Raw genomic sequence first — 25,390 nt, 5'->3', positions numbered from 1 at the left:
CCCATTGCACCCGGTCAGGGTAATTCATTCGGGCGACCGAAGGAATTCCTGTCACGGGCTGTGCCGGTGAAAAACAGGGAGAGAGTTCGATGAGCAGATTCAGCCGGGTGGTCACATGCTCGGTTCCGGTCGCGGTCGGTGCTTTGCTGCTGTCGACCGCGGTTTCCAGTGCCCAGCCGTCGGAAGAGGTGCGCACCCAGGCCGGGATCAGCGCACTGCAGAGCATCAAGAAGAGCCTCACCCCGGCCGAGCGCAAGCAGTCGAGCCAGCTCGTCGTCGAGAAGCGCCTCCGCGCCGACAAGGGCCTGGCCGGCAAGCTGCCCGAGTACCGGACCGGGCTGGGCGTCAGTGACGCCGGCACGGTCGCGGTGGACATCAAGGGCGCCGGACAGTCCCTGGTGGACGCCGTCAAGGCGGCGGGCGGCACCGTCCGCTACGCCTCACCCGCCGGAGCGATCCGCGCCGATCTCCCCCTGACCGCGGTGGACGCGATCGCCGGACGCGGTGACGTCGCCGAGGTCAAGGCCGCTTCCCAAGCCATGACCTGGAACGAATCCGCGCCGCAGGACCGGCGGCAGGCCGCGGCCAAGAAGACCGCCGCCGCGCTGCAGGTCGCCGAGGGCGACAAGGCGCACGGCAACGACACCGCCCGGACCAAGTACGGCGTCACCGGCGCGGGCCAGAAGGTCTGCGTGCTCTCGGACGGCATCAAGTCGCTCCAGGCGTCGCAGACCGCCGGCGAGCTCCCCGCCGTCGACGTCCTCCCCGGCCAGGCGGGCAGCGGTGACGAGGGCACCGCGATGCTGGAGATCATCCACGACATGGCGCCCGGCGCCGCGCTCGGTTTCGCGACCGCCTTCACCAGCGAGCAGAGCTTCGCCGACAACATCCGCGCCCTGCGCGCCACCGGCAAGTGCACGATCATCGTCGACGACGTCTCCTACTTCGACGAGTCGCCGTTCCAGGACGGCCCGGTCGCGCAGGCCGTCAACGACGTGACCGCGGACGGCGCGCTCTACTTCTCCTCCGCGGGGAACTCGGGCAACCTGACCGACGGCACCAGCGGCTACTACGAGGGTGACTTCCGCGGTTCCGGCAGCAAGATCTCCGGGATCACCGGGACGCCGCACGACTTCGACCCGAGCGCCACGACCCAGCTGTACAATGCGCTTTCGCCGAACTCCGTCGGCCGCTACGTCACCCTGTTCTGGTCCGACCCGTGGGGCAAGGCCACCAGCGACTACGACCTGTTCGTCCTGAACTCGTCCGGTGCGGTCGTCGCCTCCAGCGAGGGCGCGCAGAACGGCACCCAGAACCCGTACGAGATCGCCCAGGTCCCGGCCAGCGGCTCGGGCTTCAAGGTCGCCGTGGTCAAGTACAGCGGCGCCGACCGGTTCATCGCGCTCAACGTGATCCGCGGCCGCTTCGTCGCCTCCGGTGACCTGAAAGCCTTCAGCACCAACGGTGTCACCTCCGGCCACTCGGCGGCCGTCAACGCCTTCAGTGTCGCGGCCGCCCCGGCCGCCGGTGCCTTCGGCCGCGCGCTCGAAGCCGGTGACCCGGCGAACCCGGCCGGTCCGTACCCGGGTCTGTTCACCGCCGCCAGCAAGTGGGAACGGTTCACCTCGGACGGTCGCCGTCACCAGTTCTACCACCCGGACGGCTCGATGATCACCCCCGGCAACGTGTCCTCGACCGGTGGCGCGACGCGGAACAAGCCGGACATCACCGCGGCCGACGGCGTCGCGACCTCGGTGAGCGGCTTCCAGCCGTTCTTCGGGACCTCGGCCGCCGCGCCGAGCGCCGCCGCCATCGCCGCGTTGCTGAAGCAGGGCAAGCCGACCGCGACCCAGGCGGAGATCAGGAACGCGCTCGTGTCGACCGCGATCGACCTCGGCGCCCCGGGCTTCGACCCGGTCACCGGCGCGGGCGTGATCATGACCGACCCGGCGCTCGCCGCACTGGGCGTCGCCCCCAAGTAGTCCCGTTGCGCGTGAAGGCCCCCTTCCCTCGGCTCAGCAGAGGGAAGGGGGCCTTCACGCACTAGGAGGGTCAGGACTTGACGCAGGACAGGCCGTTCGGGCCCGAGACGGTCAGGAAGCCGTACCGCTTGATGGTGGTGGCGAGCTGGCCACCACACAGCGGGCTGGCGGTCGCGGCGGTGTCACCGGCGGCGAAGCCGACGGCGCGCTGGGCCTGGTCGTAGCTCGGCGTGCGGGTGTCGAGCACGTGGTAGACGCTGCGCGAACCCAGGAACGCCGTGGTGAAGGCCGGGGTGTAGTTGCCCGCCGAACCGGCGACCGGGGACCCGTTGAAGCCGGCGCCGGTCAGCGGGTTCACGGTGAAGCCCGCGCGCTTGTCCGCGGTCACCGCGTTGCCCTGGGCGATCCACTGCGCGATGGAGAACGGGGCGATCGCGTTGGCGCGGTCGGCGGCGAGGATCGAGTTGCCGTCGTGCTCCTGGAACCGCTTGATGGTGACCGGCTTGGTGGTGGGGTCGAAGCCGAGGACGGTGGTGGTGAAGAAGCTCAGTGTGCCGGAGCCGGTCTGGGGCAGGTAGACGACGATGGCGGCGTTGGCGCCACCGACCTGGTTCCAGTTGGTGATGGAGCCGTCGTAGATACCGCGCAGCTGCGCCAGCGTGAGGGACAGGCCCGCGCCCGAGCCGGTCGCCGAGGACGACCAGGTGACACCGTCGGTGGCGAAAGCGTAGTACTCGAACGACGCGGGGTCGGACGAGCCGCGGGGCGACGACGACCGCGCGATGTCGATCTTGCCGTCGCCCGCGTCGCCGGAGGCCTTGAGCGCGGCCTTGCCCTGGGACGAGCCGTTCGGCGGCAGGGTGGTCGTGGTGTTGTAGACGACCTCGTCGGCGTACAGGTCACCGGGAACGGTGAAGGTGCCGCCCGGCGCGAGCAGCGGCGGGATGTTGACGTGGTTGTCCGGGTCGGTGTTCCAGGCGGCGCCGTTGGCGTTGGCCAGGATCGCGCCGGTGATGTCGACGGTGGTGTCCGAGCCCGCCGCGGCCAGGACGTCTTCGAGGCCGTTGGCCGGGGCGACCGCCGAGGCGGTGCCGGTCAGGGTGAGGCAGGCACACGCGGCGATCGCGGTGGCGCCGAGAAACCGAGTGGTACGAGCACGCATCTTGTTTGCACTCTTTCTCTAGTCCCCAAGTCGTCACGGGATTCCGTGACTTGCCACAATCCTCGCTCCGCAACACTGTCCGGCGACGGTGCTTCGCGTTCCCGCCCGACGTCCTGGTGGTTAATCTCCGGGGAACGCACTTTCCGTGAGCGGTCGTCACGGAGAACGATTCGGTGAAATACCGCCGGAATCGCGACGGTATTTCCGGCGCCAATCGGCGATGGTCTCGATGCCTTCGCCGATGGACGCCTCGGTGGTGGCCGAGCGGAATCGGTCGAGGCCGCGTTGCGCCTCGATACGCCGCCCGTAGGCATGGCTGGCGATCGCGACGATGCGGTCTTCCCGATGCAGGCGCCAGCGCCAGCGTCCCCCGCTGAGATGACTGAAATCGCTGGTCAGCTCGGAAACATGGGCGCTGAGCCAGGCGATCGCGGCGAGGCATTCCTCGGCTCGCGGATAGTCGTCGGGCGCCGAACCCAGCGACACGTTGTTGCCGCCGAGCAGCCGCCATCGGATGGTCTGTTCGCCGGTCTGGACCAGCTGGAAGCGCGGATTCTTCTTCACTGTCCACCACTCCGGCGACGAAGTGAACGGTGTGAATTCCCCCTGGGCACATCCGGTGAATCGCCTCGACGCGGTGAAGGGGTTACCGATTTTCGTGAAGGCGCGACGGCCGACGGGTGAACGTTTTCCGCCGACGGCGGCGCGCTAGCCTGAACGGACGCGGGTAATCGGAAAACAATCACCGAGCCGGATCGGTCCGGCACGGTCTGCGAGGAGGTTCGATGGGCAACGGCAGGACCGCGGTCGTCACCGGGGCGGGTTCCGGGCTCGGCAGGGAGATCTCCCGCGCGTTACTCGGCGCCGGTTACCGGGTCGCCCTCGCCGGCCGCCGCGCGGACGCGCTGGTCGAGACCGCCGACGGCGACACGAACGCGCTTCCCGTACCCGCCGACGTCGCCGACCCGGAGTCCGTCGCCGCGTTGTTCGAGACCGTCCGTGCGGAATGGGGGCGGCTGGATCTCCTGGTGAACAACGCGGGTGTTTCGGTGGGCGGGACCGTCGACGAACTGTCCTTCACGGACTGGAAACGCGCCGTCGACACCAACCTGACCGGGATGTTCCTGTGCGCGCAGCAGGCCGTGCGGCTGATGAAGGCGCAGGACCCGCGCGGCGGGCGGATCATCAACAACGGTTCGATCTCCGCGCACGCCCCGCGCCCCGCGTCCGTCGCCTACACCGCGACGAAACACGCGGTGACCGGGCTGACGAAGTCGATCTCCCTCGACGGGCGGGCCTGGAACGTCGCTTGTGGACAGATCGACATCGGCAACGCCGCCACCGAGATGACCCTGCGGATGGCCGACGGGATCCCGCAGGCCGACGGCAGCGTCAAGGCCGAGCCGACCTTCGACGCCCGGCACGTCGCGGACGCCGTGCTGTACATGGCCGGGCTGCCGCTGGACGCGAACGTCCAGTTCCTGACCGTCACGGCGACCGCGATGCCGTACATCGGGCGGGGTTAGCGTCAAGCCTCGTGAGTGGTAAGGACGGTTATCGAGGGGTAAGGCAAACGTGGCGTGCCGGAGTCGGCGGCAGGAGCGGGACTCGTCGAAGAGGCACCTTCCTGACTGTCCATAAGGGACGTTTTCCGAGGTGTCAGTGCCCGAGTTGAGCGATTCGCGCGGTTTGGCGAGGGGGTCGTGAGTGGCAAAGAGGGTTATTGAGGGGTAAGGCAAACGTGTCGGGTGCGGTGGGCGGTCCGCTCATGGCCGCCTTCGATCGTGTCGCGAAAGCCACGTCGACGGCGTAGCGAAGGGCCCCTTCCCTACCTTCAGAGTAGGCAAGGAGGCCTTCACCACCACCCGGGGCGATCACTTTGAACAGACGGTGCGAAAGTGGCTTTCGCAACACGCCACATTTGCCTTACCTCTCAATAGAAACCCTACTTGCCACTCACGACCCCCTTGGCAAACCGGACATATGCCCTTTGGGTCGACATTTCGTCGCTGAAAAGCGTCCCTTGTGGACACTGGGAGCGCGGTCGACTCCTGTCGGCCAGTTCAGAACCACGCCGCGAAGGCCTCCTCTCTGCCCTTGACCCAGCGAAGGGGTCTTTCATCGCAGAGGCTCTATCACACCCACAATTGACTTACCGCTCAATAGAACCGTCCTAGCCGCTCACGAGAGCGTCAGGGGATCACCTTCGCCTTCCGGAACTCGTCGAACAGCCGGAAGAACATCGCCGAGGTCTCGGTGTATTCGTGGAAACCGGCCCGCCGGGCCTTCGAGCCGTCCGCGAACATGTCGTAGTCCCAGCCGAACACGAAGTCCGCGAACGCCCACGACGACGAAACGGCGCTGTACGGCACGTCGAGGCCGTACTTCGCGGCGATCGACGTCCAGAGTTCTTCCTTGTCCGCCATGACGACGTCCAGCGACATCGGCAGCGGCGGCGCCACCTCCAGGTCGAAGTACCGCGCGATCCGCGGCCAGAGGTCGCTCCATCGGAACAGGTCTCCGTTCGCGATGTTGTACGCCTCGTTCTCCGAACCGGTGGCCCACACGGTGGCCTTCGCCAGCAGCCCGGCGTCGGTCATCTCCAGGAGGCTGTCGTACGCGCCGGGTTTGCCGGGGAAACGCAGCGGCAGGCCGAGTTCCTTCGAGATCGACGCGTAGACCGCGATGGCCAGCGCGAGGTTCATCGGGTTGCCCAGCGCGGTGCCGCCGACCACCGACGGCCGGATCGCCGACCACGTCCAGGATTTCCCGGCCTGGCGCTTCTCCAGGAACTCCTGCTGGTCCACATTGAACTCGGGCGGCATATGCCCGGCGTCGTCTTCGCGCGCCGGGGTCTTGAACGGGCCGAGGTGGGCGCCGTAGACCTTGTAGCCCTGCATGAGGCTGATGTGGCGCAGTCCGGGCGCGACGGGCTCGATCGCGTCGACGAGGTTGGTCAGCATCGCCAGGTTCGGCGCGACCAGTTCGGCCCAGGTCGGCTTGTCGACATAGGCCGCGTAGAACACGTGCGTGACGTCGTCCAGGCCGCCGAGCTTCGCGCGAGTGTCGTCCGCGTCGAGCAGGTCGACCGCGATCTGGCCCGGGCCGCCGCGGCGCGACAGGCCGATGACACGCCAGCCGGGCAGGGTCTCCAGGTGTTCGATCAGGTTCTTGCCGATGACCCCGTTGGCCCCGGCGACCAGGGCGACCTTGCGTTCTTCGTTCATGTCTTCAAGCCTGGACCCGCCACAGAGATAAGTCCAAGGCATAGATATCACCGCTCCGATAAACTCTCTTCATGACAAGCTTGCGGCAACTCGAGTACCTGGTGACCGTCGTCGACACCGGCTCGTTCACCAAGGCCGCCGAGTTGCTGCACGTGACGCAGCCCGCGCTGTCGCATCAGGTGCGCGCGCTGGAGAAGGGCGTCGGCGGCCCGCTGCTCGAACGGCTGCCGCGCAGCGTCCGGCTCACCCCGATGGGCCGCGCCATGCTGCCGCACGCCCGCGCCACCCTCGCCGACGCCGAACGCGCGCGGTGCGCGGCCCGGCAGGCGTCCGGGCTGGAGGCCGGGGAACTCCAGATCGCGACGGTCTACTCGGTCGGCATCGGGGTCCTGCCCGCGGCGTTGCGGGTCTGGCGCCGGGAGCGGCCGGAGGTCGACGTGCGGCTGGTGGAGTTCCGGCACGCGGACGAGCTCCGGGAGGCCATGGCGGCAGGGGAGGCCGACGTCGCGGTCGGCCCGGTCCCGCGGGCTTGGGAGGGGCCGGTCCGCGAAATCGGTGCCGAGGAGTTCGTCGTGGTCCTGCCGATCGACGGGCCGCGCGAGGACGACGGCACCGGCGTCGTCGATCTGGCGACCCTCGCCGACTGCGCGTGGGTGCACTACGCGCCGGGCAACGGCCTCGCCGACCTCGTCGACCAGGCGTGCGCCGCGGCGGGGTTCCAGCCGAGGGCGGCGGTCCAGACCGAACAGAGCGCGGCGGCCCCGGTACTCGCGGCGGCGGGGCTCGGTCCCGCGCTGGTCCCGGCCAACGTCCTGCCCGCAGGCTTCCACGGCCGCGTCCTGCGGCCCGAACCGGCGATCCGGCGCACGCTCGCCGCCTATTGCCGCGGCACGCCCGACCCGCTGACCTCGGCCTTCATCGACGTCGTCGCGGGCGAGTGCACGCTCGGGTCACCGCACGGAGGCACCTGACAGGTCCACCCCGCCGAACGCCGTCGCCTTGACGTCGCCCACCCTGTCCGCCCAAACGGCGTGCCCGTGCCCGGACCACAGCGGCACGACCGGGAGATCCCGGAGCAACTGGTTCTCCACCAGCCGGTAGACCTCGCCGCTCTCGCCTGCTTCGGTCTCCTCGGCCGATTTCAGCAGGTCGGCGAACCCGTCGCTCTGATATCCGGTCGCCTTCGCGAGCTCGGCCAGCACCTCCTGCGGGCTCGGCGTCATCAGGGCCACGTCGATCGCGAACGGTCCCTGTCCGGGCTCCGCGGCGAGCGGGACGCCGACCGCCGCGCCGACCTGCTCCGCGAGCGGACGCAGCCAGCTCGCCTGCGACTGTCCGAAGTGGACGGGTGTGGCCGGGAACTCCGCCTGGGACAGCAGGGATTTTCCGGCCTCGGCGTCGAACGTGCAGGGACGGCAGGTGCTGCTGCGCTCACCCGGCGCGACGGCGGGCGGCAGCAGCGATTTCGCCGGGTCCACCTGCTTGCCGAGGACGCCGGCCTCCAGCGCCGCGCGGTCGATCCCGAGCGCGAAGCCGTGCCGGACGGTCGCGTCGGAGAAGTGCTGTGCGGTCAGGGGAAACCCGAGGTAGGCGACGGTGGGCAGGGCCCACATCACGTGCCGCCGCGCGAAATCGGCGTGCATGGCTTCGTGGCGATCGCCGGGGACGAAGGTGGAGAGGTCGAGTTTCCCGGCCTTGACCTCGTCGTACTGCGCCGCCGCGTCGCCGGTCTTGAGTTCGATCACGCGCGCCTTGCCCGGCGCGTCCGCCACGCGGATCAGTTTGCCGCCCGATGGCTGCCACGGGCCGTCCAGCCGGAACGGCCCGTTGCCGACGGGACGCTGCGCGAAACCGGTCCAATTACGGGAAGTCAGTGCCGACGCGGGCAACGGGACCAGCGCGGGCGAGGAGAGCAGGGCGGGAACCTGACCGGACGCCCGGTCGAGCACGAGCCGGATGGTCAGCGGGTCCGGTGCGGTGATCTCCTTGGCCCGCAAGAGATCCTTGATCACCCGCGACGCCTGCCACTGTTCCGCGCCGATCGTCTTCCAGGTGTCCACATAGGACTGCGCTGTCACCGGGGTGCCATCGTGGAACTTCCCGCCGTCCTTGAGCTTCACCGTCCACGTGATCCGATCGGAGCTGGTGAACGCTTCGGCCGCCCGCGGCGTCGACCTCCCCGTCGCCGGGTCGTAATCGGCCAGCGGCGTCCACAGCGCGCCGGCGAGCATCCGCCCGGACTGGTCGCGGACGTCCGCGGGCAGCAGGGTCGCCGGGGCGGCCAGGCCCACGCGCAGAACGTCCGGTGCGGGCGGTTCGCCGGATTCCGAGCAGCCCGCCGCGACCAGGGCGGCGGCCAGGAGTGGGACCAGAAGACGCAAGCGCATGAGGATGTCATAGCAGTCCCGCACCGAGCAGTCCCACAGACCAATGGCGGTTGTGCGGGCAAAGTGGCGATCATAAGGTGCAGGGACCAGCCTGGGAGGTTTCTGTGCGAGGAAACTGGTTGCTCCGTTCGTGCTTGGCGCTCGCCACGGTCACCGCGACCCTGATCGCCACCGGTCTGCCCGCGGCGGCCTGCGGCGAGGAGGACAAACCGGCCGGCGAGAAGGTCCGGGTCGCGGGTGCCCCCGGCGCGGTGAAGAACGTCAAGGCCGTCGGCAACGTGCCCGACGCGCAAGGCGCCATCGCCATGGGGTTCCTGCAGTACGGCAACCGTGACGTCATGGCGGTTTCCGGCGAGTTCGGCCTGAAGGTCTACGACCTCACGAAGAACCCCACCGCGCCGAAGCTGATCGGTGAAGTCAGCCTTCCCGGTCTGTGGGAGACCGAGGACACCGAGGTCGACGTCAAGCGCAAGCTCGTCTTCCTCGCGCGCGACCCGCGGGCCTACGGCGGTACCACGCAGACCGGCGAGTCCGGTATCTACATCATCGACCTGAAGAACCCGGACAAACCGGCCATCCTCAGCTATACCAAGGTGCCCGCCGGCCACACGACCAGCTGCGTCGACGACTGCCGGTATCTGTGGACCGGCGGTCCCGCGAAGGCCGCGAACCAGCCCGCGGAGTGGGGCGGCCGCCCGATCTGGGTGACCGACATCCGCGACCCGCGCAACCCCAAGACGTTCCCGAACCCGATCGAACTCGCGCGCAACGACGGCAAGACCGACTACGTGCACGACGTCCAGGTCGACGCCGAGGGCGTGGCGTGGGTGTCCGGACGAGGCGGCGTCCGCGGTTACTGGACCAACGGCCACCACCGCGATCCCGTGCGGGGGAAGGTCCGCCGCGCGACCGCGTTCGACCCGGTGCCCTACGCGGGCGGCGGGATCGAGGAGACGGCGGCGCCGTCGAAGTTCATGCACAACAGCTTCCACCCGGCGGGACACCGCTCGGCCGACGGCGCCGACGCGAACCGCTGGCACGGCCGAGACCTGATCTATGCCACCGAAGAAAGCTTCCTCGACGGCTGCGCCGGTGACGGCGTGCTGACGATCTCGTCGCTGAAGAACTCGTACAACGGCGAGGGCTGGCGCTCGACGCCGGAGAAGCCGTTCCGCCTCGAGTCCGTCGGCACCTGGAGCGTCGCCGGGCAGGAAGGCAGCGACCCGGCGTCGGGTGACTGCTCCGCGCACTACTTCGACATCCGCGGCAAGGTCCTCGTGCAGTCGTTCTACGCGCAGGGCACGCGATTCCTCGACGTCAGCGACCCGACCGACCCGAAGCAGATCGCCTACTTCCGCCCGGCGGACGCCAGCGCGTGGGCGCCCTACTGGCACAAGGGTTACGTCTATGTCGCCGACAACACTCGCGGAATCGACATCCTGAAGCTCACCGCCTGAGGGAAGATGTTCCCCATGCGCACCATGGGGAAGACGTCGGGGATCACGGCCGCGGTCGTCCTGATCGCGGCCTGTGCCCCGGCACCGCCGGAGGAAATGGCCGTCCGCACCGATCCGGCGCCGGTCGCCGAGGATTTCCCGGAGGTCGGCGAGATCGTCCAGGCGTCCTGGGTCGAGGAGAGGATAGGCGCCTCCGAAGGGCGGGAGGCGGCACCCGGACCGAGCGACCTCCGGTTTTCCGCTCTGGTGAAGCTACGTCGTGAGGCCGTCGCGAAGGTGCTGGACGGCTACAAGTGTCAAGCGGGTTCTCCGGCCGTGCCCGAGTCCTTGACGGGACTCTTCCCGTCCGGGGTGAAGTGGCTTTCCTGCGAGCTGCCCACGACCACCAAGGCACGGACCGCGTTCGTCGCCGACGGGTCCGAGCAGGCCTTCCTCACGTCGACGACCATGTGACAGAACCGTGCGAAGCCGGTGATCAGCGGTCATGGTGGTGACATGATCCGTTTCTAGCTTGGCGCCATGACCACTTTGCTCGACCGGGCCCCGGTGCACGCTCCCGGGAAGACCCCGCGGCGAAGCGTCACCGCGCTGTTCGGCATCGCCGTCCTCGTGGCCGGATACACCGGGTTCCGGTTGCCGGGGGAGTGGGCGGCGACCCTGCAGTCCGTGTCCCTGGCCGACGGTTTCCACCGGCGTTTCCTCGTCGGGACGCTCCTGAAGCCGTTCGGACATGACTACCTCGTCTTCGCGGTCGCGAGTTTCGTGGTCCTCGGCGCGGTGCTGGCGACCGTGGCGCTCGCCTTCTTCCACAGCCGCACCGAAAGCCGTCGGCTGCTGATCGTCGCCTGGCTCCTGCTGCCGTGCGGCGGCTACCTGTTCCACGAGGTCGGCTACTTCGACCAGGTGCTGTATCTCCTGCTGTTCGGCGCGCTGTGGGCGTTGCATCGGAACAGGCTTGTGTTCGCGAGCGCGGTGATGGCGCTTTCGGTGACGGTGCACGAGATCGCGCTGCTCACCGTGCTGCCGGTATTCGGGTTCGCCCTGCTGCGAAAGCTCCCGTTTCGGCGCGCGTGCGCACTGCTCGCTCCGGGCGCCGTGCTCGGCCTGGGGATCCTCGCGCTGCCACCCGCCGCACCCGGCGCTGTCGAAGGACTCCGGCGGTCACTGTCCACAGCGGACTTTCCCTACCGCGTCGACGCGCTGGATCTGTTCGGGCGCACCCAGGCCGAGAGCTGGCGGCTGTACTCGATCACCGCCGTGCTGCTCTATCTGCTGCCCATCGCGGCCGTGGTGATCGGCGGTTTCCTGTACCTGCACCGGCCCACGCTCGCGGCCGTGGTGCCCGCCGCCGCGATCGGGGCGCCGGTGCTGCTCGCGTTCGGCGGCTGGGACGACGCCCGGTGGGGCTTCCTGCTGGTCACGAACTTCGTCCTGGTGATGTGGCACCGGCTCGGTCACCGTGAGCTGAAGCTGTCCCAGGCAGGAGTGCTGACCGCGTTGTTCCTGATCCTCACCCACGTCCCGATGCCGTACTTCGACGGCTACGCGCCACGCGGGCTCACGCTGGTGACTCCCGTGGAAGACGCACGGTGAAGACGGCGCCGCGGTCGTTGCGCACGGTGATGTCCCCGCCGTGGATCAGCGCGTTCTCCCTGGCGATCGACAACCCCAGCCCGCTGCCCTCGGTCGCCTGGCGCGCGTGATCGCCGCGCACGAACCGGTCGAACAGGATCGGGCGCAACTCCTCGGGCAACCCTGGCCCGGAGTCGGCGACCCGGATCGTCACCGAGTCGGAAAGGCCTTCCATGGACACGGTGATCGGGGTCCGGCCGTACCGTTCGGCGTTGACCAGCAGGTTGCACACGATGGTGTGGACGCGGCGCGGGTCGGCGGAGACGGTCGTGTCGCCGGTGCTCGTCACCTGGACGGGCGTCTCCGGCACGCTCACCTCGATCGCGTCCTCGACGAGCGCGGGCAGGTCGACGAGTTCGGGGCGCAGGTCCGCGGAACCCGCGTCGAACCGCGAGATCTCCATCAGGTCTTCGACGAGCCGCGCCAGGCGCCGGGCCTGCGTGCCGAGCAACTCGGTCGCGCGGGTCCTGATCTCGGGGCTGGCGTCGTCGAGGGTGTCGACCGTGGCGACCATCGACGCGAGCGGGGTCCGCAGGTCGTGGGCGACGTCGGCGACGAACCGTTGCTGCTGACGGTCCTTGGCGCGCAGTTCTTCGATCGCCGCGCCGACCCGATCGGCCATCGTGTTGAACGACGCGGCGAGGTCGGCGAGTTCGTCGCGGCCCTTCACGGGGACACGCACGTCGAAGGCGCCGTCGCCGAGGTCGCGGGCGGCGGAGGCGACTCGCAGCACCGGTCGCCGGACCCGGCCCGCCGCGAAGACGGCGGCCGCCACACCGAGGACGGCGACACCGAGGGCGATCCACCCCAGCTTCCACCGCTGGGCCGCCAGATCCTGCTCGAACGTGGTGAGGTCGAAGAACTGCACCACCCAGTACGCGACGAAGTTCGCGCTCACCACGAGGAGCCTGCGGCCGGTCGCCGGATCGGTCGTGACCGTCGACAGCAGCTTTCCCGGGCCTGTGGTTCGCAGGAGGACCACGTCCTTCACGCTTTCCAGCGCGGCTCGCCGGTCGGGAGGGTTCACGTTCTTGGTGCCAGTCGCCCAATCGAGGCTTAGTGGCGAGGGCTTGACGACCACGGGAGGTCCTTCGGGTGCCTTGAAGTCGTCGTTGGTCAGTTGGGGGTGGCTCGTGACGAGCATCCAGTCCGCCGCCGCCGTATCCATCCCCTGGGAGAACAGGTCCAAGGCCTGCGGGTTGCCCGCCATGAACTGTTCGAGATGGGGCCATGCCTGTCCGAACGTCGCCCCGAACGACGTCTTCGCCGCGGCGGTGAAACTGTCGAGCGCGTCGTCCTCTTGGATTTTGGCCGCACTGAAGGCCATCAAGACCGTCGCCGTCGTGGTCACCACCACGACCGCCGCGGTCACCCGGGCACGGAGTCCGAACCTCATTCGCCCACCAGCCGGTAGCCGAGTCCGCGCACGGTCTTCAACACCACGGGATTCGCCGGATCGTCCTCGATCTTCGCCCGCAGCCGCGCGACCGCCGCGTCGACGATCCGCGAGTCGCCGACGTAGCCGTAGTCCCAGACCCGTTTCAGCAGCGTCTGCCTGCTCAGTACCTGGTTGGGATGTTCGGCGAACTCGACCAGCAACCGGATCTCGGTCGCGGTGAGCGCCAGTTCGACGCCGTCGCGCGTCACGCTCATCGCGGTCGCGTCGATCTCCAGCCGTCCCACCCGCAACTGACCGGCCGACGGCCCGGGAGCGGTGACGGCACGCCGTCCGATCGCCTTGATCCGTGCGTCGATCACCCGCGGTTCGGCGGGTTTGACCACGTAATCGTCGGCGCCACACTCCAGGCCAGCGACGATGTCGATCGGGTCGCCGCGGGCGGTCAGCAGGACCAGCGGCAGACGGCTGCGGGCGCGGATCCGGCGGCACACCTCGAAGCCGTCCATCCCGGGCAACATGACGTCGAGCAGGACGAAGTCGAGTTCGAGCCGGTCGGTGAACAGCGCCTCCAGCGCCCGCTCCCCGGTCGGCGCGACGTCGACATCGTGCCCGAGTGCCTTCAGCGCGAGTGTGAGCGCTTCGGCCAGTGCTACGTCGTCCTCGACGAGCAGGATGCGCGGCATGGTTCTCCCAAGATCGAAAGGCTCACCGATCGTAAGGGCGCTCTGTCGCACTCGCCCGGATCGGCGGCGGAACCGTCGCAGAGCCGTGCGGTCTCGTCACAAACCCCGGTTCTCTGTTTCACTGTCGTATTCGCGAGCGAGGGGGAACCATGTCGGTCGAGGTGGGGAACGATCCTGCGGGAAAACGCGCGTCCGGCTACTTCGGATTCTCCGATGTGGCGGTGATCGCGGCCGGTGCGGTGTCCGGTGCTGTCGGCGCCTACGCCTACTACAGCGAGCCGCTTCGGCCACTGGCGCACAGCTTCACCCTTTGGATCGTGCTGATCGTCGCCGTCGTCCCCGGGATGCCGAGGCGTCGGGCAGTGGTTCGAGCGGTTTGCGCGCTGATCGCGGCGGTACTCGCGTTCTATCTCGGCAAGGCGGTGATGTACGGCGTCAAGTACGCGGGCATGCCCTACCGGATCGACCTGCCGACGCTCGTACTGTGGTGTGGTCTGGCTGTTGCCGGTGGCCTCGTCGCCGGACTCGTGCTCGATGCCGTCGGGCGGACCGACCGGCGCGGCACCGTGGCCACCGCGGCGGTCATGGGTCTGCTGGTCGCCGACCTCGTCCGGCGGTCCGACCGGTCCGGAGTCGGAACCTTGGCGGTCGTGACGGCCCTCGCGATCGCCTTCGTGGCTTGGCGGGGAATCCGCTCGCGCCGGCAGGCCGCCCAGGTCGCCTTGGCCGCTCTGCCGATGGGACTTGCCGGTCTCGTGGTCGTGTCAGCGCCGGACTTCTTCGAGGGCTTGTTCGGCAACCTCAGTTTTTGAGCTTCGGGTTCCAAGCCGTCAGCGTCAGCTTGCCCGTGGTCCCGAGGTCGGTGTCGACCGTGATCCGCTGCTCCGGGTCACCCTTCGCGGCCGCGACCGTCACGTAGGCGCCCGCTTCCGGCGAACCCACGGTGACGGTGTTCGACCACGAGACGACCGAGAGCAGTGTCCCGCCGGGCTGAACCGTCTGCGCGCTGACACCGGGATCGATCGCCATGTACGACGTCCCGTGCTCGACCTCGACCGCCATCGGCCGCTTTTCCTTGTCCAGCAAGCGGACTTCGGGATAGCCGGTGAGCGTGCGCGGTGTCGTGCCGCAGTTGGTGAGGGTGAGCACGATCGCGCGATGGCCCAGCGCGGCCTCGACCGGCCCGGATTTCACCGCCACCCCGGTGCCGAGACAGCCCGCCGGTTCGACGGTGCCCGGCACCGGCGTGGGCACGGGCTGAGGGACCGGCGCCGGGGGCGGGGGCTCAGCGCACCCCGCCACGAAGAGCAGTAGTCCGCCCAGCAACCCCAGTTTTCCCAGCACGCCGGAACCCTATCGCTGTCCGTGAAGGCCTCCTTCACTACCGTCAGGGTAGGCAAGGAGGCCTTCACGGACACGCCATGGTTTGCCTTACCCCTCAAGAAGCCAGCAACTCCTGTAACTCGCGGATGGCGTTGGCCAGTTCGGTCGCGAACAGCTCCATCTCGTGTGCCACGTGCTTCGGCGTGCACAGGTACAGATTCAACGACTCCGGCAGCAGCACGTACGCGACACCGATGCACTGCGGGCTGGTCGACCCGAAGCCGAAGTACTGGATGTTCACCGACGGCGCCGAGCTCGTGCTCAGGTAGTCGTCGCGCATCTTCAACCAGCCGGGTGACGAGTACAGCGCCGGAGAGTCCTCGACGCCGCGCCGCTTCTGGATCAGCTGCAGCTCCCACAGGTGCTGCTCCGGCGCGTCACCCGCCTGACACTCCTTCGCCCGCGTGACGTGCTTCGCGGCCGCCGCGCGGAAGGCCGCCTGACGCGTCTGCCGGTCGGCCTGCGGGTCGTCCATCACCTGGACGAACCACTGCACCTCGGGCGTCACCACGCGCATCGCTTCGGTGCGCCCATTCTGGTACTGCCGCGTCGCGATCGACTCGTACGTCGCGCCGGTGATCCCCTTCGCCCGCTTGTGCGCGAGCTGGTACGCCATCTGCGCGAAGGCGTCCGGGGACATCCCCAGCTCCTTCGCCCGCTTCGCGCCGAAGTCGGTGAAGGACACCGTCTTCGTAGCGGTCGCCTCGGCGTACTCGGCGAAGGACGCGGCAGCGGCGCGGGCGTCCTCGCGCAGCGCCTCACCCAGGACGAACTCGATGAGCTCGGACGCCGGGACGCCGTCGGCGGGCGGCCGCTCCAGCCGCGTTCCGCTCAGCAGCGCGTCGGTGAACCCGAGGATCGTGGTCCCGTCCAGTTCACAGTGCTCGACGTTGATCCCCGCCGTGCCGTCCTCGAAGACGATCAGCGAAACGGCCTTGTCGAACCAGCGGTTCCCACTGTCGCCGTGCAGCAGGTTGTCGCACGCCTCCTGCGTGTTCGCCGGCGTGAAGTCCTCCAGGCACAGGCAGAACAACGCCGTCTCGATGTCGTCGAGCGCGGCCGCGTTCCCGGCGGCGAGCAGCGCTTCCCGCGTCGCCGCCCACTCCGCCCTGGCCTTGGTGGTGAAATGCCCGGCGGCGGTCCGCGGGTCTTCGATGAAGTTCCCCGACTTGACGATCACCTGCAGGCCCGCGACCAGCTGTTCGGGGGAGTACGGGCGGCCGTCCGGCGCGATGACGTCCATCCGGAACGGGGTGTCGCGGTGGAAGACCACGATATGCCGCGCCCTCGACGGCCCCGGCCAGTCCTCGCGGTACGGCGTGCGCGCGGTGTCCTGCACGGCGCCGGGGATCCGCGTCGCCGAGAACAGGTACTTGTGCTGCACCATCGACTGCGGCTGCCCGCGCAGCACGATCGGCGGCACCAATTCCTCGTCGAGCTTCAGCTTGTAGTCCACCGCCGACGCCGCCAGTTCTGCCGCGCACTCGAGCTGTTCCAGCGGGGATTCGGTGAACAGGAAGAAGAAGTTCGCGTTGAGCGCGATCCGGTCGCGGCGGCCGAGGTAGCGGTACGGCCAGAAGGTGTCGAGCCAGCTGCGGACGCCTTCCCGCTTGTCGTAGGCCTCGAGCGCGCTCTGCAGTTCGTGCGCCGGGCTTCCTGCCGCGAGGAACTCGGCGACGGCGCCTTCGGTCTCCGCGAGCTCCCCAGGGGTGAGCAGCGGCGAGCACCACTCGAGAAACCGGCGGCAGGTGTCGTCCAGGCTGGGGACGGGGACCCGCGGCAGGATGTCCTCGTTGCCGAACGTGCGGGTGGACGGTTCCGGACTGCTCACGATCATCCTTGATCTCGAAGGGGAAGGGCGTTCAGCGCGGAGGCGAGCTCGCCCGCCGCGCCGTTCGGCCGGGAGACGAACAGCCGCGCGTACAGCCGGCCGTCGGCTTCCAGCCCACGCGGGTCGACGCCCGCGACGGAAAGATTGTCCAAGATCTGCGACTGTTCCTCAGCAGAAGCGAATCTCCGCTGCCGGAAGAGGCCGTCGACCCCGGTCGTCTCGTACTCGAATTCGGCGAGGCTCTCGGCGACCGGCCCATAGGAGAACATCCGGAGGACGAAATGCGCCATCCACGGCCGGTTTTCCCGCGCGATCCGGACGAGGGTCTTCTCGGTGACGTAGCCGACGCAGCCGGTCGAGATGACGATGTCGACGTCGGCCAGCAGCGCGCGCTGCTCCTCTGTCGGGTCTTCGCTCTCCAGATCCGCGTGGATCGCGTCGTCGATGAAGCCCGCGGCGAGCGCGTAGTCCAATGCGGGCGCGGAGGCGTCGAGGCCGATGAAGCGGACACCGTCGCCGACGGCGAGCTTCTCGACCATCCGGCGATCGCGCGCGATCAGCTCGTCCCGGCTCAGCGACTCGCCGTCCCGGTAGTGGTCGTACAGCCGGTCCATCGAGATGTCACAGCGATGCAGCGCCGCGTTGACGCCGTAGGAACAGCCGAGGTCGAGCACCGTCGGGACCTTGACGTCGGCCTCCGCGCGGTACTCGTCGATCAGTTTCGCGAAGTACGCCTTGGCCTGCTGGGGGATGTCGTAGTCCAGTCTGCGCAAGGTGCCGAAGAACGCGCGAGGATCGGGCTCGGTGTAGATGTCGTCGAAATTGATCTTGCCGGTCGAATCCAAAGGCACGGCCATGCTCCTGACTTAGTCGAGCAGCTGATCGCCCCGGACCGCCGCGGAAGCGACGTGTTCCGGCAGGACCCGGCCGAACAGCTGTCTCGTCCGTTCCGGACTGCCGATGACCCCAGGGCGCTCGCTGTACGCGAAGATCGCGGAATGGCGGGCGACTGCCCCTTGAACCCTACTCACCCGGTGCAGCGCGAAGCGTCCGCGAAACAGCTGAAGATCGCCAGGACGCAGAGTGAGCCGCTTGATCAGATGATCACGTTCGCCCGCCAGCACGGCGCGGACGTCGTCGAAGTTCTCCGCCGTTTCGGAGCGGATGTTCGGGCAGTATTCGAAGACTCCGCCGTCGGCCGCCTCCTGGGTGAGCATGCTGACCGTGTACTCGTTGGTGTCGAAATGCCACGGATGCGAGCGGCCCGGCTCGATCACGTTGAGCACCAGGCCGGACAGCGGATCGGCGAGTTCGTGCAGCTCGGGGAGTTCGAAGCAGTCGGCGACGAACCGCTGGAACTCACGGCTCGAGTACAGCTGCTGGATCACCGCGGTCGCCGGGATCCGGTCGCGCGCCACGAAGGCGTTGCCGCGTTCCATGATCGTGCGGCCGGGGTGGTCTTCCGGCAGCGGAGTGTCGATGGCGATGTTGTAGGCGTTGACGCGTTCAACCTTCGCGTACGCCTCCGGAGCGATCTTCGCGCCTTCGTCGCGAAGGACGTCACGCAACTCCGGACGGATGAAGTCGGCCAGCACACTGCAGCCCGTTTCCCGCAGTTCGGCGCGGGTCCGGGAAACGATTTCGCGCCACGCGGGGCTTCCCGGTTCGGACAACGGATAGCGGGCGGTATCGGCCACCTGGACTGCGCTCGCGGTCATCGACGTCCTCTCGGCTGCCCGGAAGTGAGTCTCGGGTTTAGCACAGAAAACGCCCGCGAACCCCGCGCCTTGTGAGCGGTGCCACACGGAACGTGACGGCCCCCTTGCCCGCGGTCGTACGCGGGTAAGGGGGCCGTCAATGACTTTTCGTCAGCTGGTGACAAGCGGCAACAGCGGCCGCCGCACCGCCGTCGCGACGCCGTCGGATGCCTGGGCCGCGGCGATCCGCTCGGCCGTCGGCGTGCCGTACTCCGTGGTCCGCTGCCGCAGCGGACGGCCCAGCGGTTCGACCATCGCGCGCATGTCGCTGATCGTCTTGTACGACCCGTTGGCCGCCCCCGCCATCCGGCTGATCGTCTCCTCCATCAGCGTCCCGCCGATGTCGTTGACCCCGCCCTGGAGCACCGCGCGGCTGCCTTCCTCACCGAGTTTCACCCACGAACTCTGGATGTTGTCGATCATCCCGTGCAGCAGCAGCCGGGACAGCGCGTGCACCGCGCGGTTCTCGCGCAGCGTCGTCCCGGCCCTGGCGAGCCCGGCGAGGTAGATCGGGGAACTCTGGTGGATGAACGGCAGCAGCACGAATTCGCTGAAGCCCCGCCGTCCGTTGCGCTCCAGGCCCTCCCGCTGCAGCTTCGCCAGCAGCTTCAGGTGCCCGACCCAGTGCGCCGGCGTGTCGACGTGGCCGTACATCATCGTCGACGTCGTGGTGATGCCGAGTTTGTGCGCGGTGGTGACGACGTTGATCCATTCCGACGTCGGCAGCTTGCCCTTCGTCAGCACCCAGCGGACGTCGTCGTCGAGGATCTCCGCGGCCGTGCCCGGCAGCGAGTCGACGCCGGCCTCCTTCGCGCGCGCCAGCCAGTCCTCGATCGAGAGGTTCGTCCGCGAAGCGCCGTTGACGACCTCCATCGGCGAATACGAGTGCAGGTGGATGTCCGGCTGACGGCGTTTCACCTCCGCCGCGAGGTCGAAGTACGCGGTGCCCGGCAGATCCGGGTGGATGCCGCCCTGCATGCAGATCTCGGTCGCGCCCGCGGCCCACGCCTCGTCGACCCGGTCGCCGACCTGCTCCAGCGAGAGCGTGTACGCGTCCGCGTCGGTGCGCCGCTGGGCGAACGCGCAGAACCGGCAGCCGGTGTAACAGACGTTGGTGAAGTTGATGTTCCGCGTGACGACGAAGGTGACGTCGTCGCCGTTCACCTCGCGACGCAGGTCGTCGGCGATCTTGGTGAAGGTGTCAAGCTCCGGCCCGTCGGCGTGCAGCAGAGCCAGAGCCTCGTCGTCCGAAAGCCCGGCGGGGTCCTTTTCCGCGCTGCGCAAGGCATCCCGGATATCGAGGTCGAACCGCTGCGGCGCGGTCTTGATATTGCCCTTGATCTCGGCCCAGTCGCCGTAGACCGAGTCGAAGTCGCTGCGGCGGTCTTCCGTGCGCCCGACGGTGTCGACCTCGACGTGCAGATCGGTACGCCCGGCCTCCTTCCAGCCGCCGTCCGGCTCCTGCCATGGGATGCCCACCGGGATCGCCTCTTCGATGGCGAGCCCGGTCTCGGTGTCGGTCAGCGGCGCGAGATGCGCGTTCATCCGCGGGTCCAGCCACGGCTCGCCGGCCTTGACGTACTCCGGGTAGATCGGCAACCGCTCGCGCACGGTGAAGCCGAGCGCCTCGGTGCGGCGTTTGAGCTCGTCGATCTGCGGCCACGCGCGTTCGGGGTTCACGTGGTCGGGGGTCAGCGGCGAGACGCCGCCCCAGTCGTCGATACCCGCGTTCAGCATCAGTTCGTACTGCTGGCCGATCAGGTTCGGCGGCGCCTGGATCCGCATCCGCGGCCCGAGCACGAGACGCGCGACGGCGATGGTCGCGGCGAGTTCTTCGAGATCGGCGTCCGGGGTCGCGCGCATCTTCGTGTCCGGCTTCGCGCGGAAGTTCTGGACGATGACCTCCTGAATGCCGCCGTAGGTCTTCGCGACCTTGCGGATCGCGAACAGCGAGTCGGCGCGTTCCTCGAAGTTCTCGCCGATGCCGATCAGGATCCCCGTGGTGAACGGCACCGAACTGCGTCCGGCGTCCTCCAGCACCCGCAGGCGCACGTCGGGGTCCTTGTCGGGCGAGCCGTAGTGCGGGCCGCCCTTCTCCGTGTACAGCCGCTTCGCCGTCGTCTCCAGCATCATGCCCATGGACGCCGAAACCGGCTTGAGCCGCTGGAAGTCCTGCCAGCTCAGCACGCCCGGGTTGAGGTGCGGGAGGACACCCGTCTCCTCGAGAACCCGGATCGCCATCGCCCGGACGTAGGACAGCGTGTCGTCGTAGCCGTGCGCGTCGAGCCAGTCCTTCGCCGCCTTCCAGCGGTCTTCCGGACGGTCGCCGAGGGTGAACAGCGCTTCCTTGACCCCCATTTCGGCACCCTTGCGGGCGATGTCGAGGACCTCGTCGGGGGAGAGGAACGGCGATTCGACGCGGCCGGGGACGGTCGCGAAGGTGCAGTAGCCGCATCGGTCCCGGCACAGCCGGGTCAGCGGGATGAACACCGAACGGCTGTAGGTGACCACGCCCGGACGGCCTGCCGCGACGAGTCCGGCGTCGCGGACCCGGGAGGCGTGCTCGGACAGCGTCTTGAGATCGTCGCCGCGCGCCTGGAGCAGGATCGAGGCCTCGGTGAGGTCGAGGGTCTTCCCGTCGCGCGCCCTGGCGAGTGCCCGGCGCATCGCCGAGGTGGTGGGGGCGTTCGCGTCAGCAGGGGATGCCATTCCCGCACGCTATGGCCGGACCTGCTCCACCTGCCAGTGTGCATCCCGCCACCGCGTCACCCACGTGGGTGTGATCACTGTTCTCGCTGGTCAGGGCGCGATCTTGGTTGCCGATCGATGGGTCGGAGTGTATTACCTAAAGTGTGGCTTCGGTGATCGGCAAGAAGGTCGGCGGGCGGACGTACTACTACCTCGTCACCTCCGCGCGGGTCGACGGCGAGCCGAGGGTCGTGTCGCAGCGCTACCTCGGGACGGCCGAGGAGATCGGGCGCGCGATGGAGGGCGATGTCTCCGCCCCCGGCGAAGCGCGTCACCGGACCTTCGGTGACGTCGCGGCGGTGTGGGCCACGCTGCGACGGCTTGACTTCGTGCGCCGGGTCGACGAAGCCGTCGGAGCCCAGCGCGCCGCGACCACTCTCGGGACGCATCTCGCGCTCGCCGTTCTGCACCGGGCGACAGCGCCCGAAACGCAGTTGGCCGACTGGTGGCGTGAGTCCGTCGCCCGGGAATTCATCCAGGCAGACCTTCCGAATCACTGGCGGGCGCTGCACCGTCTCACCGGCGAACGGATCGCCAGGATCGAGACCGCCGTCGCCGACGCGGTGCTCTCCTGGCTGGGGACGGGCGACGCCGCGCTCGCCGTGGACGTCGCGCAGTTCGCCACCTTCACCACGGCAGACCCCTGCCGCTGCGAACTCGCCGGACTCGGCCTGGTGGTGACCAAGGACGGCGCGATCCCGCTGGCGTCACACGTGTACCCGCGGGAAGAGGCGCCGCCGTTCGCCGCGCTCGCCGAGCGACTCCGCTCGCTGTACCCCGTCACGCTGGTCTTCACCGCCGGCCAGGCCGCGCAACTGGACCTCGGACGGCACTTCGTCGGCGCGCTGCCTCTTTCGGAGCATCCGGAGCTGTTGGCGAAACCGCCGTCCGCGCGCAAGCCCGTCGACCCGGAGCGCTTCGCCGGGCTGACCGCTCTCGACACCAGAGCCGTGGTCGCGGGCGTGCGGCGGCGCGTGATCCTGACCCATTCGGAGACCCTGCACAACGCGCAGGCCCGCGCGTTCGGCGAGGAACTGGGCACCGCGACGCGGGAACTCGCCGGCCTCGACGCCGCACTCGCGTCGGGCGTCCACCGGGGTGACCGCGGCCAGGTGAACGCCGAAATCGCGCGGATCACCCGCGGCCGCCGCGTCGAACGGGTGCTCTCCCCTTCCCTGACGGGGACGAAGCCGGGGGAGATCCGGCTGACCTGGAAGGTCGACGATGCCGCCGTGTCGCGGCTGCACGACGAGTTCTTCGGCAAGCAGGTGCTGGTCACCGACCACGACTGGCCGGTGTCCGAAGTCGTCACCGCGTACCGGGCCCGGACCCACCTCGACTCGACGTTCCGCTGGCTGACCGGTCCCGCCGTCACCGGCCCGGCCCCGCGCTGGGAGTGGACGCCGCATCGGATCGCGGTGCACACCCTGGTCACGGTGCTCGCGTCCACGGTCACCCACCTCATGCGGCGCGAGGCCGACCGGGCCGGGATGAACCTGTCGGTCCGTGAGCTGATGGACAGCCTCGCGGGGATAGGGGAGACGGTGCTGCGGTATCCGTCCACCGGCGGCCGCCCTCGGACGCGGCGCCTGCTGACCGAGCGGAGCCCGGAACAGCAGGCGCTCTTCGACTTCTTCGGTCTTAGCTCTCTCGGTGAATATGAAGCGCGGAGAAGCTCTGCACCACCGGCATCAACTCGATGACGTTGATGTTCACGTGCTCCGGCTGCGAAGCCGCCCAGAAGACGGACTCGGCGACGTCGGCGGCCGTCAGCGGCGTCGTGCCCTTGTAGACGTTGTCGGCCTTGCTCTGATCACCCTCGAACCGGACGACGGAGAACTCCGTGCCGCCGACCAGGCCCGGCTCGACGTTGGTCACCCGGACGCCGGTGCCCTGCAGGTCCGCGCGCAGGTTCAGGCTGAACTGGTGGACGAACGCCTTGGTCGCCCCATAGGCGTTGCCACCGGGATAGGGGTAGGAGCCCGCGACCGACCCGATGTTGATCACGTGCCCGCGGCCGCGCTCGACCATGCCGGGCAGCAACGCGCGGGTGAGGTGCGCGAGCCCCCTGATGTTCGTGTCGATCATCTGGTCCCAGTCGTCGAGCTTCGCCCGATGGGCGGGTTCGAGTCCTTTCGCGAGGCCGGCGTTGTTGACCAGCAGGTCGACTTCGGCGAATTCGGCGGGCAGCGTGCCGGGGAGCGCGGCCACCGCGTCGGCGTCCCGGACGTCGAGCTCGAAGGGGAGGACGTTCTCGCCCAGCTCGACGGCCAGCTTGTCGAGCCGGTCCTTACTCCGCGCGGCCGCGACGACCTTGGCGCCGTCGGCGGCGAACCGGCGGACGATCTCGACGCCGAACCCGGCGCTGGCACCGGTCACGAAAACGGTCTTCTGGGACATGGAAGGCATCACTCGATCTCTTTCAAGAACTGTGCGAACACGGTGTTGAACTCGGCCTCGCGCTCCAGGTTAGGCATGTGAGCGGCGCCCTCGATCACCGCCAGGGTGGAGCCAGGGATGAGGTCGTGCATGAGCTCGGCGTCCGCGACCGGCGTGAACTCGTCCTCAGTCCCGACGACGACCAGGGCCGGCACTTCTACGCGAGTGAGGCTGTCGCGGTAGTCCGGACGCTCGGCGCGCCCCCTGAGTGCGGCCGCCGCTCCTTCCTTGGGCGTCGTGCGCATCATCCCCAGGACGTGCGCCGCCACGTCCGGCATCGTGCGGACGTTCTCCGGGGAGACCATCTTCGTCAGGACTTCCTCCGCGTAGGGGTTCAGTCCCTCCGCGAGGATCCGGTCCGCCATCTCGTCGCGGACGCGTTTGCCCTCTTCTGTCTCTTCCTGGGGAGAGGTGTCGGCGAGCAGGAGCCCGGCGACGCGGTCGGGGTAGGTGCGGTGGAACTCCATGACGATCTGCCCGCCCATGGAGAGGCCGCCGAGGACGAAGCGCCCGAGGCCGAGTCGATCCGCGAGACGCGCGATGTCCTTGGCGAAGACGTCGAGCCCGGTCTTGCCCGGGACCACCGTTGTCTCGCCGTACCCGCGGAGGTCCGCTGTGATGACCCGGTAACCCTCCTGACTGAAGCGCTCGGCCTGGGGACGCCACATCGAACGGTTGAAGGGGTGGCCGTGGACGAGGACGACGGGCAACCCGGTGCCGAGGTCGTCGTAGGCGACGGAGATGCCGTCGAGTTCCGCAGTGCTCATGAGCCCGACGCTAATCGGAGCAATCATCAGGATCAATACGGTGCAATGTACTCGGAGCAATATTCTTCGCCGGAAGTTCGCCGGGTGGTTCCCCGGCCGCCTGTGGGGCGATCGCCGGCTTCGACCCTGTATATGGCCTCTGACCTGCGTAAACGCCGTTAAGGTACCCCCCTGTTTTCGGGGGTTTCCGGACGTGTAATCTTCTCTTCGTCGCCAGGGAGACCGGGCGGCCGACCGGGACACGAACCAAGCTCTCGCTCAGTGCGATTGAGTGGGTGTCTCACCAAAAACTGCTAGGAATGACTGCTTCGGATAAGGCCGTGTGATGGCGGTGCGATCTGGGGTGTGTTGCTTGAGAACTCAACAGTGTGCTAGTGAACTAAGCCAGTAGAGCTTATGTTTTTTGAACCTCGTTTTGGGGTTCCTTTGAGAGCATTAGATTGCCTCGATCAAATTTGACATTGTTGGAGAGTTTGATCCTGGCTCAGGACGAACGCTGGCGGCGTGCTTAACACATGCAAGTCGAACGATGAAGC

21 protein-coding genes and 1 rRNA gene are annotated in these 25,390 nt (G+C 68.5%); 9 read left to right on the top strand and 13 right to left on the bottom strand.

Features of this window, described 5'->3' with window-relative positions; translation table 11 throughout:
• Positions 1-89: 89 nt before the first annotated feature.
• Positions 90-1,982 carry a S8 family peptidase gene (locus tag AC0685_RS17385; protein WP_478226438.1) on the top strand — a complete coding sequence of 631 codons (1,893 nt, stop codon included), beginning with the start codon at positions 90-92 and terminating at the stop codon, positions 1,980-1,982.
• 70 nt (positions 1,983-2,052) lie between these two features.
• Here the strand turns inward: AC0685_RS17385 and AC0685_RS17380 are convergent, their stop codons facing one another.
• Both AC0685_RS17380 and AC0685_RS17375 read right to left on the bottom strand, forming a co-directional pair.
• A complete protein-coding gene (locus AC0685_RS17380; RefSeq protein WP_478226437.1) occupies positions 2,053-3,144 on the bottom strand; it encodes a substrate-binding domain-containing protein in 1,092 nt (363 codons plus the stop codon).
• Between the two features lie 156 nt (positions 3,145-3,300).
• Positions 3,301-3,708, bottom strand: a complete 408-nt coding sequence (locus tag AC0685_RS17375) for a YegP family protein (protein ID WP_478226436.1) — start codon at positions 3,706-3,708, stop codon at positions 3,301-3,303.
• Between the two features lie 221 nt (positions 3,709-3,929).
• Between AC0685_RS17375 and AC0685_RS17370 the strand changes: the two genes are divergently transcribed.
• Positions 3,930-4,670 (top strand): SDR family oxidoreductase, encoded by a 741-nt coding sequence (locus AC0685_RS17370; RefSeq protein WP_478226435.1) that lies wholly within the window; start codon positions 3,930-3,932, stop codon positions 4,668-4,670.
• Between the two features lie 666 nt (positions 4,671-5,336).
• Here AC0685_RS17370 and AC0685_RS17365 read toward each other — a convergent pair.
• Entirely contained in the window at positions 5,337-6,371 is a 1,035-nt protein-coding gene (locus AC0685_RS17365) for an SDR family oxidoreductase (RefSeq protein WP_478226434.1), read from the bottom strand.
• Between the two features lie 71 nt (positions 6,372-6,442).
• On the opposite strand from AC0685_RS17365, the gene AC0685_RS17360 reads away from it, so the two are divergent.
• Positions 6,443-7,342: a LysR family transcriptional regulator gene (locus tag AC0685_RS17360; RefSeq protein ID WP_478226433.1), complete on the top strand. Its 900-nt coding sequence runs from the start codon at positions 6,443-6,445 to the stop codon at positions 7,340-7,342.
• Here the strand turns inward: AC0685_RS17360 and AC0685_RS17355 are convergent.
• Positions 7,322-8,758 carry a peptide ABC transporter substrate-binding protein gene (locus AC0685_RS17355; protein ID WP_478226432.1) on the bottom strand — a complete coding sequence of 479 codons (1,437 nt, stop codon included), beginning with the start codon at positions 8,756-8,758 and terminating at the stop codon, positions 7,322-7,324. The two genes, AC0685_RS17360 and AC0685_RS17355, sit on opposite strands and share 21 nt — an antisense overlap.
• Before the next feature lie 119 nt (positions 8,759-8,877).
• On the opposite strand from AC0685_RS17355, the gene AC0685_RS17350 reads away from it, so the two are divergent.
• The 3 genes from AC0685_RS17350 to AC0685_RS17340 all read left to right on the top strand — a co-directional run bounded on the left by AC0685_RS17350 (position 8,878) and on the right by AC0685_RS17340 (position 11,808).
• Positions 8,878-10,215: an LVIVD repeat-containing protein gene (locus AC0685_RS17350; protein ID WP_478226668.1), complete on the top strand. Its 1,338-nt coding sequence runs from the start codon at positions 8,878-8,880 to the stop codon at positions 10,213-10,215.
• 15 nt (positions 10,216-10,230) lie between these two features.
• Entirely contained in the window at positions 10,231-10,668 is a 438-nt protein-coding gene (locus AC0685_RS17345; RefSeq protein ID WP_478226431.1) for a hypothetical protein, read from the top strand.
• A 66-nt stretch (positions 10,669-10,734) separates the two neighbouring features.
• A complete protein-coding gene (locus AC0685_RS17340) occupies positions 10,735-11,808 on the top strand; it encodes a hypothetical protein (RefSeq protein ID WP_478226430.1) in 1,074 nt (357 codons plus the stop codon).
• On the opposite strand, the gene AC0685_RS17335 is transcribed toward AC0685_RS17340, so the two are convergent.
• A complete protein-coding gene (locus tag AC0685_RS17335; RefSeq protein WP_478226429.1) occupies positions 11,774-13,243 on the bottom strand; it encodes a HAMP domain-containing sensor histidine kinase in 1,470 nt (489 codons plus the stop codon). The genes AC0685_RS17340 and AC0685_RS17335 overlap by 35 nt on opposite strands.
• Positions 13,240-13,929, bottom strand: a complete 690-nt coding sequence (locus tag AC0685_RS17330) for a winged helix-turn-helix domain-containing protein (RefSeq protein ID WP_478226428.1) — start codon at positions 13,927-13,929, stop codon at positions 13,240-13,242. The genes AC0685_RS17335 and AC0685_RS17330 overlap by 4 nt, the downstream gene beginning before the upstream one ends.
• 149 nt (positions 13,930-14,078) lie before the next feature.
• Between AC0685_RS17330 and AC0685_RS17325 the strand changes: the two genes are divergently transcribed.
• Positions 14,079-14,741, top strand: a complete 663-nt coding sequence (locus tag AC0685_RS17325; protein ID WP_478226427.1) for a hypothetical protein — start codon at positions 14,079-14,081, stop codon at positions 14,739-14,741.
• On the opposite strand, the gene AC0685_RS17320 is transcribed toward AC0685_RS17325, so the two are convergent.
• From AC0685_RS17320 to AC0685_RS17300, 5 genes are all read right to left on the bottom strand, one after another.
• Positions 14,731-15,273, bottom strand: coding sequence for a DUF4232 domain-containing protein (locus tag AC0685_RS17320; protein ID WP_478226426.1), 543 nt, complete (start codon positions 15,271-15,273; stop codon positions 14,731-14,733). The two genes, AC0685_RS17325 and AC0685_RS17320, sit on opposite strands and share 11 nt — an antisense overlap.
• Before the next feature lie 94 nt (positions 15,274-15,367).
• Positions 15,368-17,149 carry a choline/carnitine O-acyltransferase gene (locus AC0685_RS17315; RefSeq protein WP_478226425.1) on the bottom strand — a complete coding sequence of 594 codons (1,782 nt, stop codon included), beginning with the start codon at positions 17,147-17,149 and terminating at the stop codon, positions 15,368-15,370.
• Entirely contained in the window at positions 17,146-18,000 is an 855-nt protein-coding gene (locus AC0685_RS17310; protein WP_478226424.1) for a class I SAM-dependent methyltransferase, read from the bottom strand. The genes AC0685_RS17315 and AC0685_RS17310 overlap by 4 nt, the downstream gene beginning before the upstream one ends.
• Before the next feature lie 9 nt (positions 18,001-18,009).
• Complete coding sequence (locus AC0685_RS17305) at positions 18,010-18,861, bottom strand: HalD/BesD family halogenase (RefSeq protein WP_478226423.1); 852 nt, start codon at positions 18,859-18,861, stop codon at positions 18,010-18,012.
• 150 nt (positions 18,862-19,011) lie between these two features.
• On the bottom strand, positions 19,012-21,567 hold the full coding sequence (locus tag AC0685_RS17300) for a bifunctional FO biosynthesis protein CofGH (RefSeq protein WP_478226667.1): 2,556 nt from the start codon (positions 21,565-21,567) through the stop codon (positions 19,012-19,014).
• Between the two features lie 185 nt (positions 21,568-21,752).
• Between AC0685_RS17300 and AC0685_RS17295 the strand changes: the two genes are divergently transcribed.
• Positions 21,753-23,351, top strand: a complete 1,599-nt coding sequence (locus AC0685_RS17295; RefSeq protein WP_478226422.1) for an IS1634 family transposase — start codon at positions 21,753-21,755, stop codon at positions 23,349-23,351.
• On the opposite strand, the gene AC0685_RS17290 is transcribed toward AC0685_RS17295, so the two are convergent.
• Positions 23,290-24,048 (bottom strand): SDR family oxidoreductase, encoded by a 759-nt coding sequence (locus AC0685_RS17290; protein WP_340688535.1) that lies wholly within the window; start codon positions 24,046-24,048, stop codon positions 23,290-23,292. The two genes, AC0685_RS17295 and AC0685_RS17290, sit on opposite strands and share 62 nt — an antisense overlap.
• 8 nt (positions 24,049-24,056) lie before the next feature.
• Entirely contained in the window at positions 24,057-24,854 is a 798-nt protein-coding gene (locus tag AC0685_RS17285) for an alpha/beta fold hydrolase (protein WP_478226421.1), read from the bottom strand.
• A 461-nt stretch (positions 24,855-25,315) separates the two neighbouring features.
• On the opposite strand from AC0685_RS17285, the gene AC0685_RS17280 reads away from it, so the two are divergent.
• Positions 25,316-25,390: ribosomal RNA gene (locus tag AC0685_RS17280) — 16S ribosomal RNA — on the top strand; the annotation flags it as partial.

Source organism: Amycolatopsis sp. NPDC043889 (assembly GCF_056435645.1).
This window is presented reverse-complemented; position numbering and strand designations above follow the sequence as displayed.

What these genes read in the sequence shown, in the direction of transcription:
- AC0685_RS17385 (WP_478226438.1), top strand. Translation starts at nt 90, where the DNA reads ATGAGCAGATTCAGCCGGGTGGTCACATGCTCGGTTCCGGTCGCGGTC.
- AC0685_RS17300 (WP_478226667.1), bottom strand. Translation starts at nt 21,567, where the DNA reads ATGCGCCGGGCACTCGCCAGGGCGCGCGACGGGAAGACCCTCGACCTC.
- AC0685_RS17335 (WP_478226429.1), bottom strand. Translation starts at nt 13,243, where the DNA reads ATGAGGTTCGGACTCCGTGCCCGGGTGACCGCGGCGGTCGTGGTGGTG.
- AC0685_RS17340 (WP_478226430.1), top strand. Translation starts at nt 10,735, where the DNA reads ATGACCACTTTGCTCGACCGGGCCCCGGTGCACGCTCCCGGGAAGACC.
- AC0685_RS17305 (WP_478226423.1), bottom strand. Translation starts at nt 18,861, where the DNA reads ATGACCGCGAGCGCAGTCCAGGTGGCCGATACCGCCCGCTATCCGTTG.
- AC0685_RS17345 (WP_478226431.1), top strand. Translation starts at nt 10,231, where the DNA reads ATGCGCACCATGGGGAAGACGTCGGGGATCACGGCCGCGGTCGTCCTG.
- AC0685_RS17355 (WP_478226432.1), bottom strand. Translation starts at nt 8,758, where the DNA reads ATGCGCTTGCGTCTTCTGGTCCCACTCCTGGCCGCCGCCCTGGTCGCG.
- AC0685_RS17380 (WP_478226437.1), bottom strand. Translation starts at nt 3,144, where the DNA reads ATGCGTGCTCGTACCACTCGGTTTCTCGGCGCCACCGCGATCGCCGCG.
- AC0685_RS17285 (WP_478226421.1), bottom strand. Translation starts at nt 24,854, where the DNA reads ATGAGCACTGCGGAACTCGACGGCATCTCCGTCGCCTACGACGACCTC.
- AC0685_RS17365 (WP_478226434.1), bottom strand. Translation starts at nt 6,371, where the DNA reads ATGAACGAAGAACGCAAGGTCGCCCTGGTCGCCGGGGCCAACGGGGTC.
- AC0685_RS17315 (WP_478226425.1), bottom strand. Translation starts at nt 17,149, where the DNA reads ATGATCGTGAGCAGTCCGGAACCGTCCACCCGCACGTTCGGCAACGAG.
- AC0685_RS17360 (WP_478226433.1), top strand. Translation starts at nt 6,443, where the DNA reads ATGACAAGCTTGCGGCAACTCGAGTACCTGGTGACCGTCGTCGACACC.
- AC0685_RS17370 (WP_478226435.1), top strand. Translation starts at nt 3,930, where the DNA reads ATGGGCAACGGCAGGACCGCGGTCGTCACCGGGGCGGGTTCCGGGCTC.
- AC0685_RS17310 (WP_478226424.1), bottom strand. Translation starts at nt 18,000, where the DNA reads ATGGCCGTGCCTTTGGATTCGACCGGCAAGATCAATTTCGACGACATC.
- AC0685_RS17290 (WP_340688535.1), bottom strand. Translation starts at nt 24,048, where the DNA reads ATGTCCCAGAAGACCGTTTTCGTGACCGGTGCCAGCGCCGGGTTCGGC.
- AC0685_RS17330 (WP_478226428.1), bottom strand. Translation starts at nt 13,929, where the DNA reads ATGCCGCGCATCCTGCTCGTCGAGGACGACGTAGCACTGGCCGAAGCG.
- AC0685_RS17325 (WP_478226427.1), top strand. Translation starts at nt 14,079, where the DNA reads ATGTCGGTCGAGGTGGGGAACGATCCTGCGGGAAAACGCGCGTCCGGC.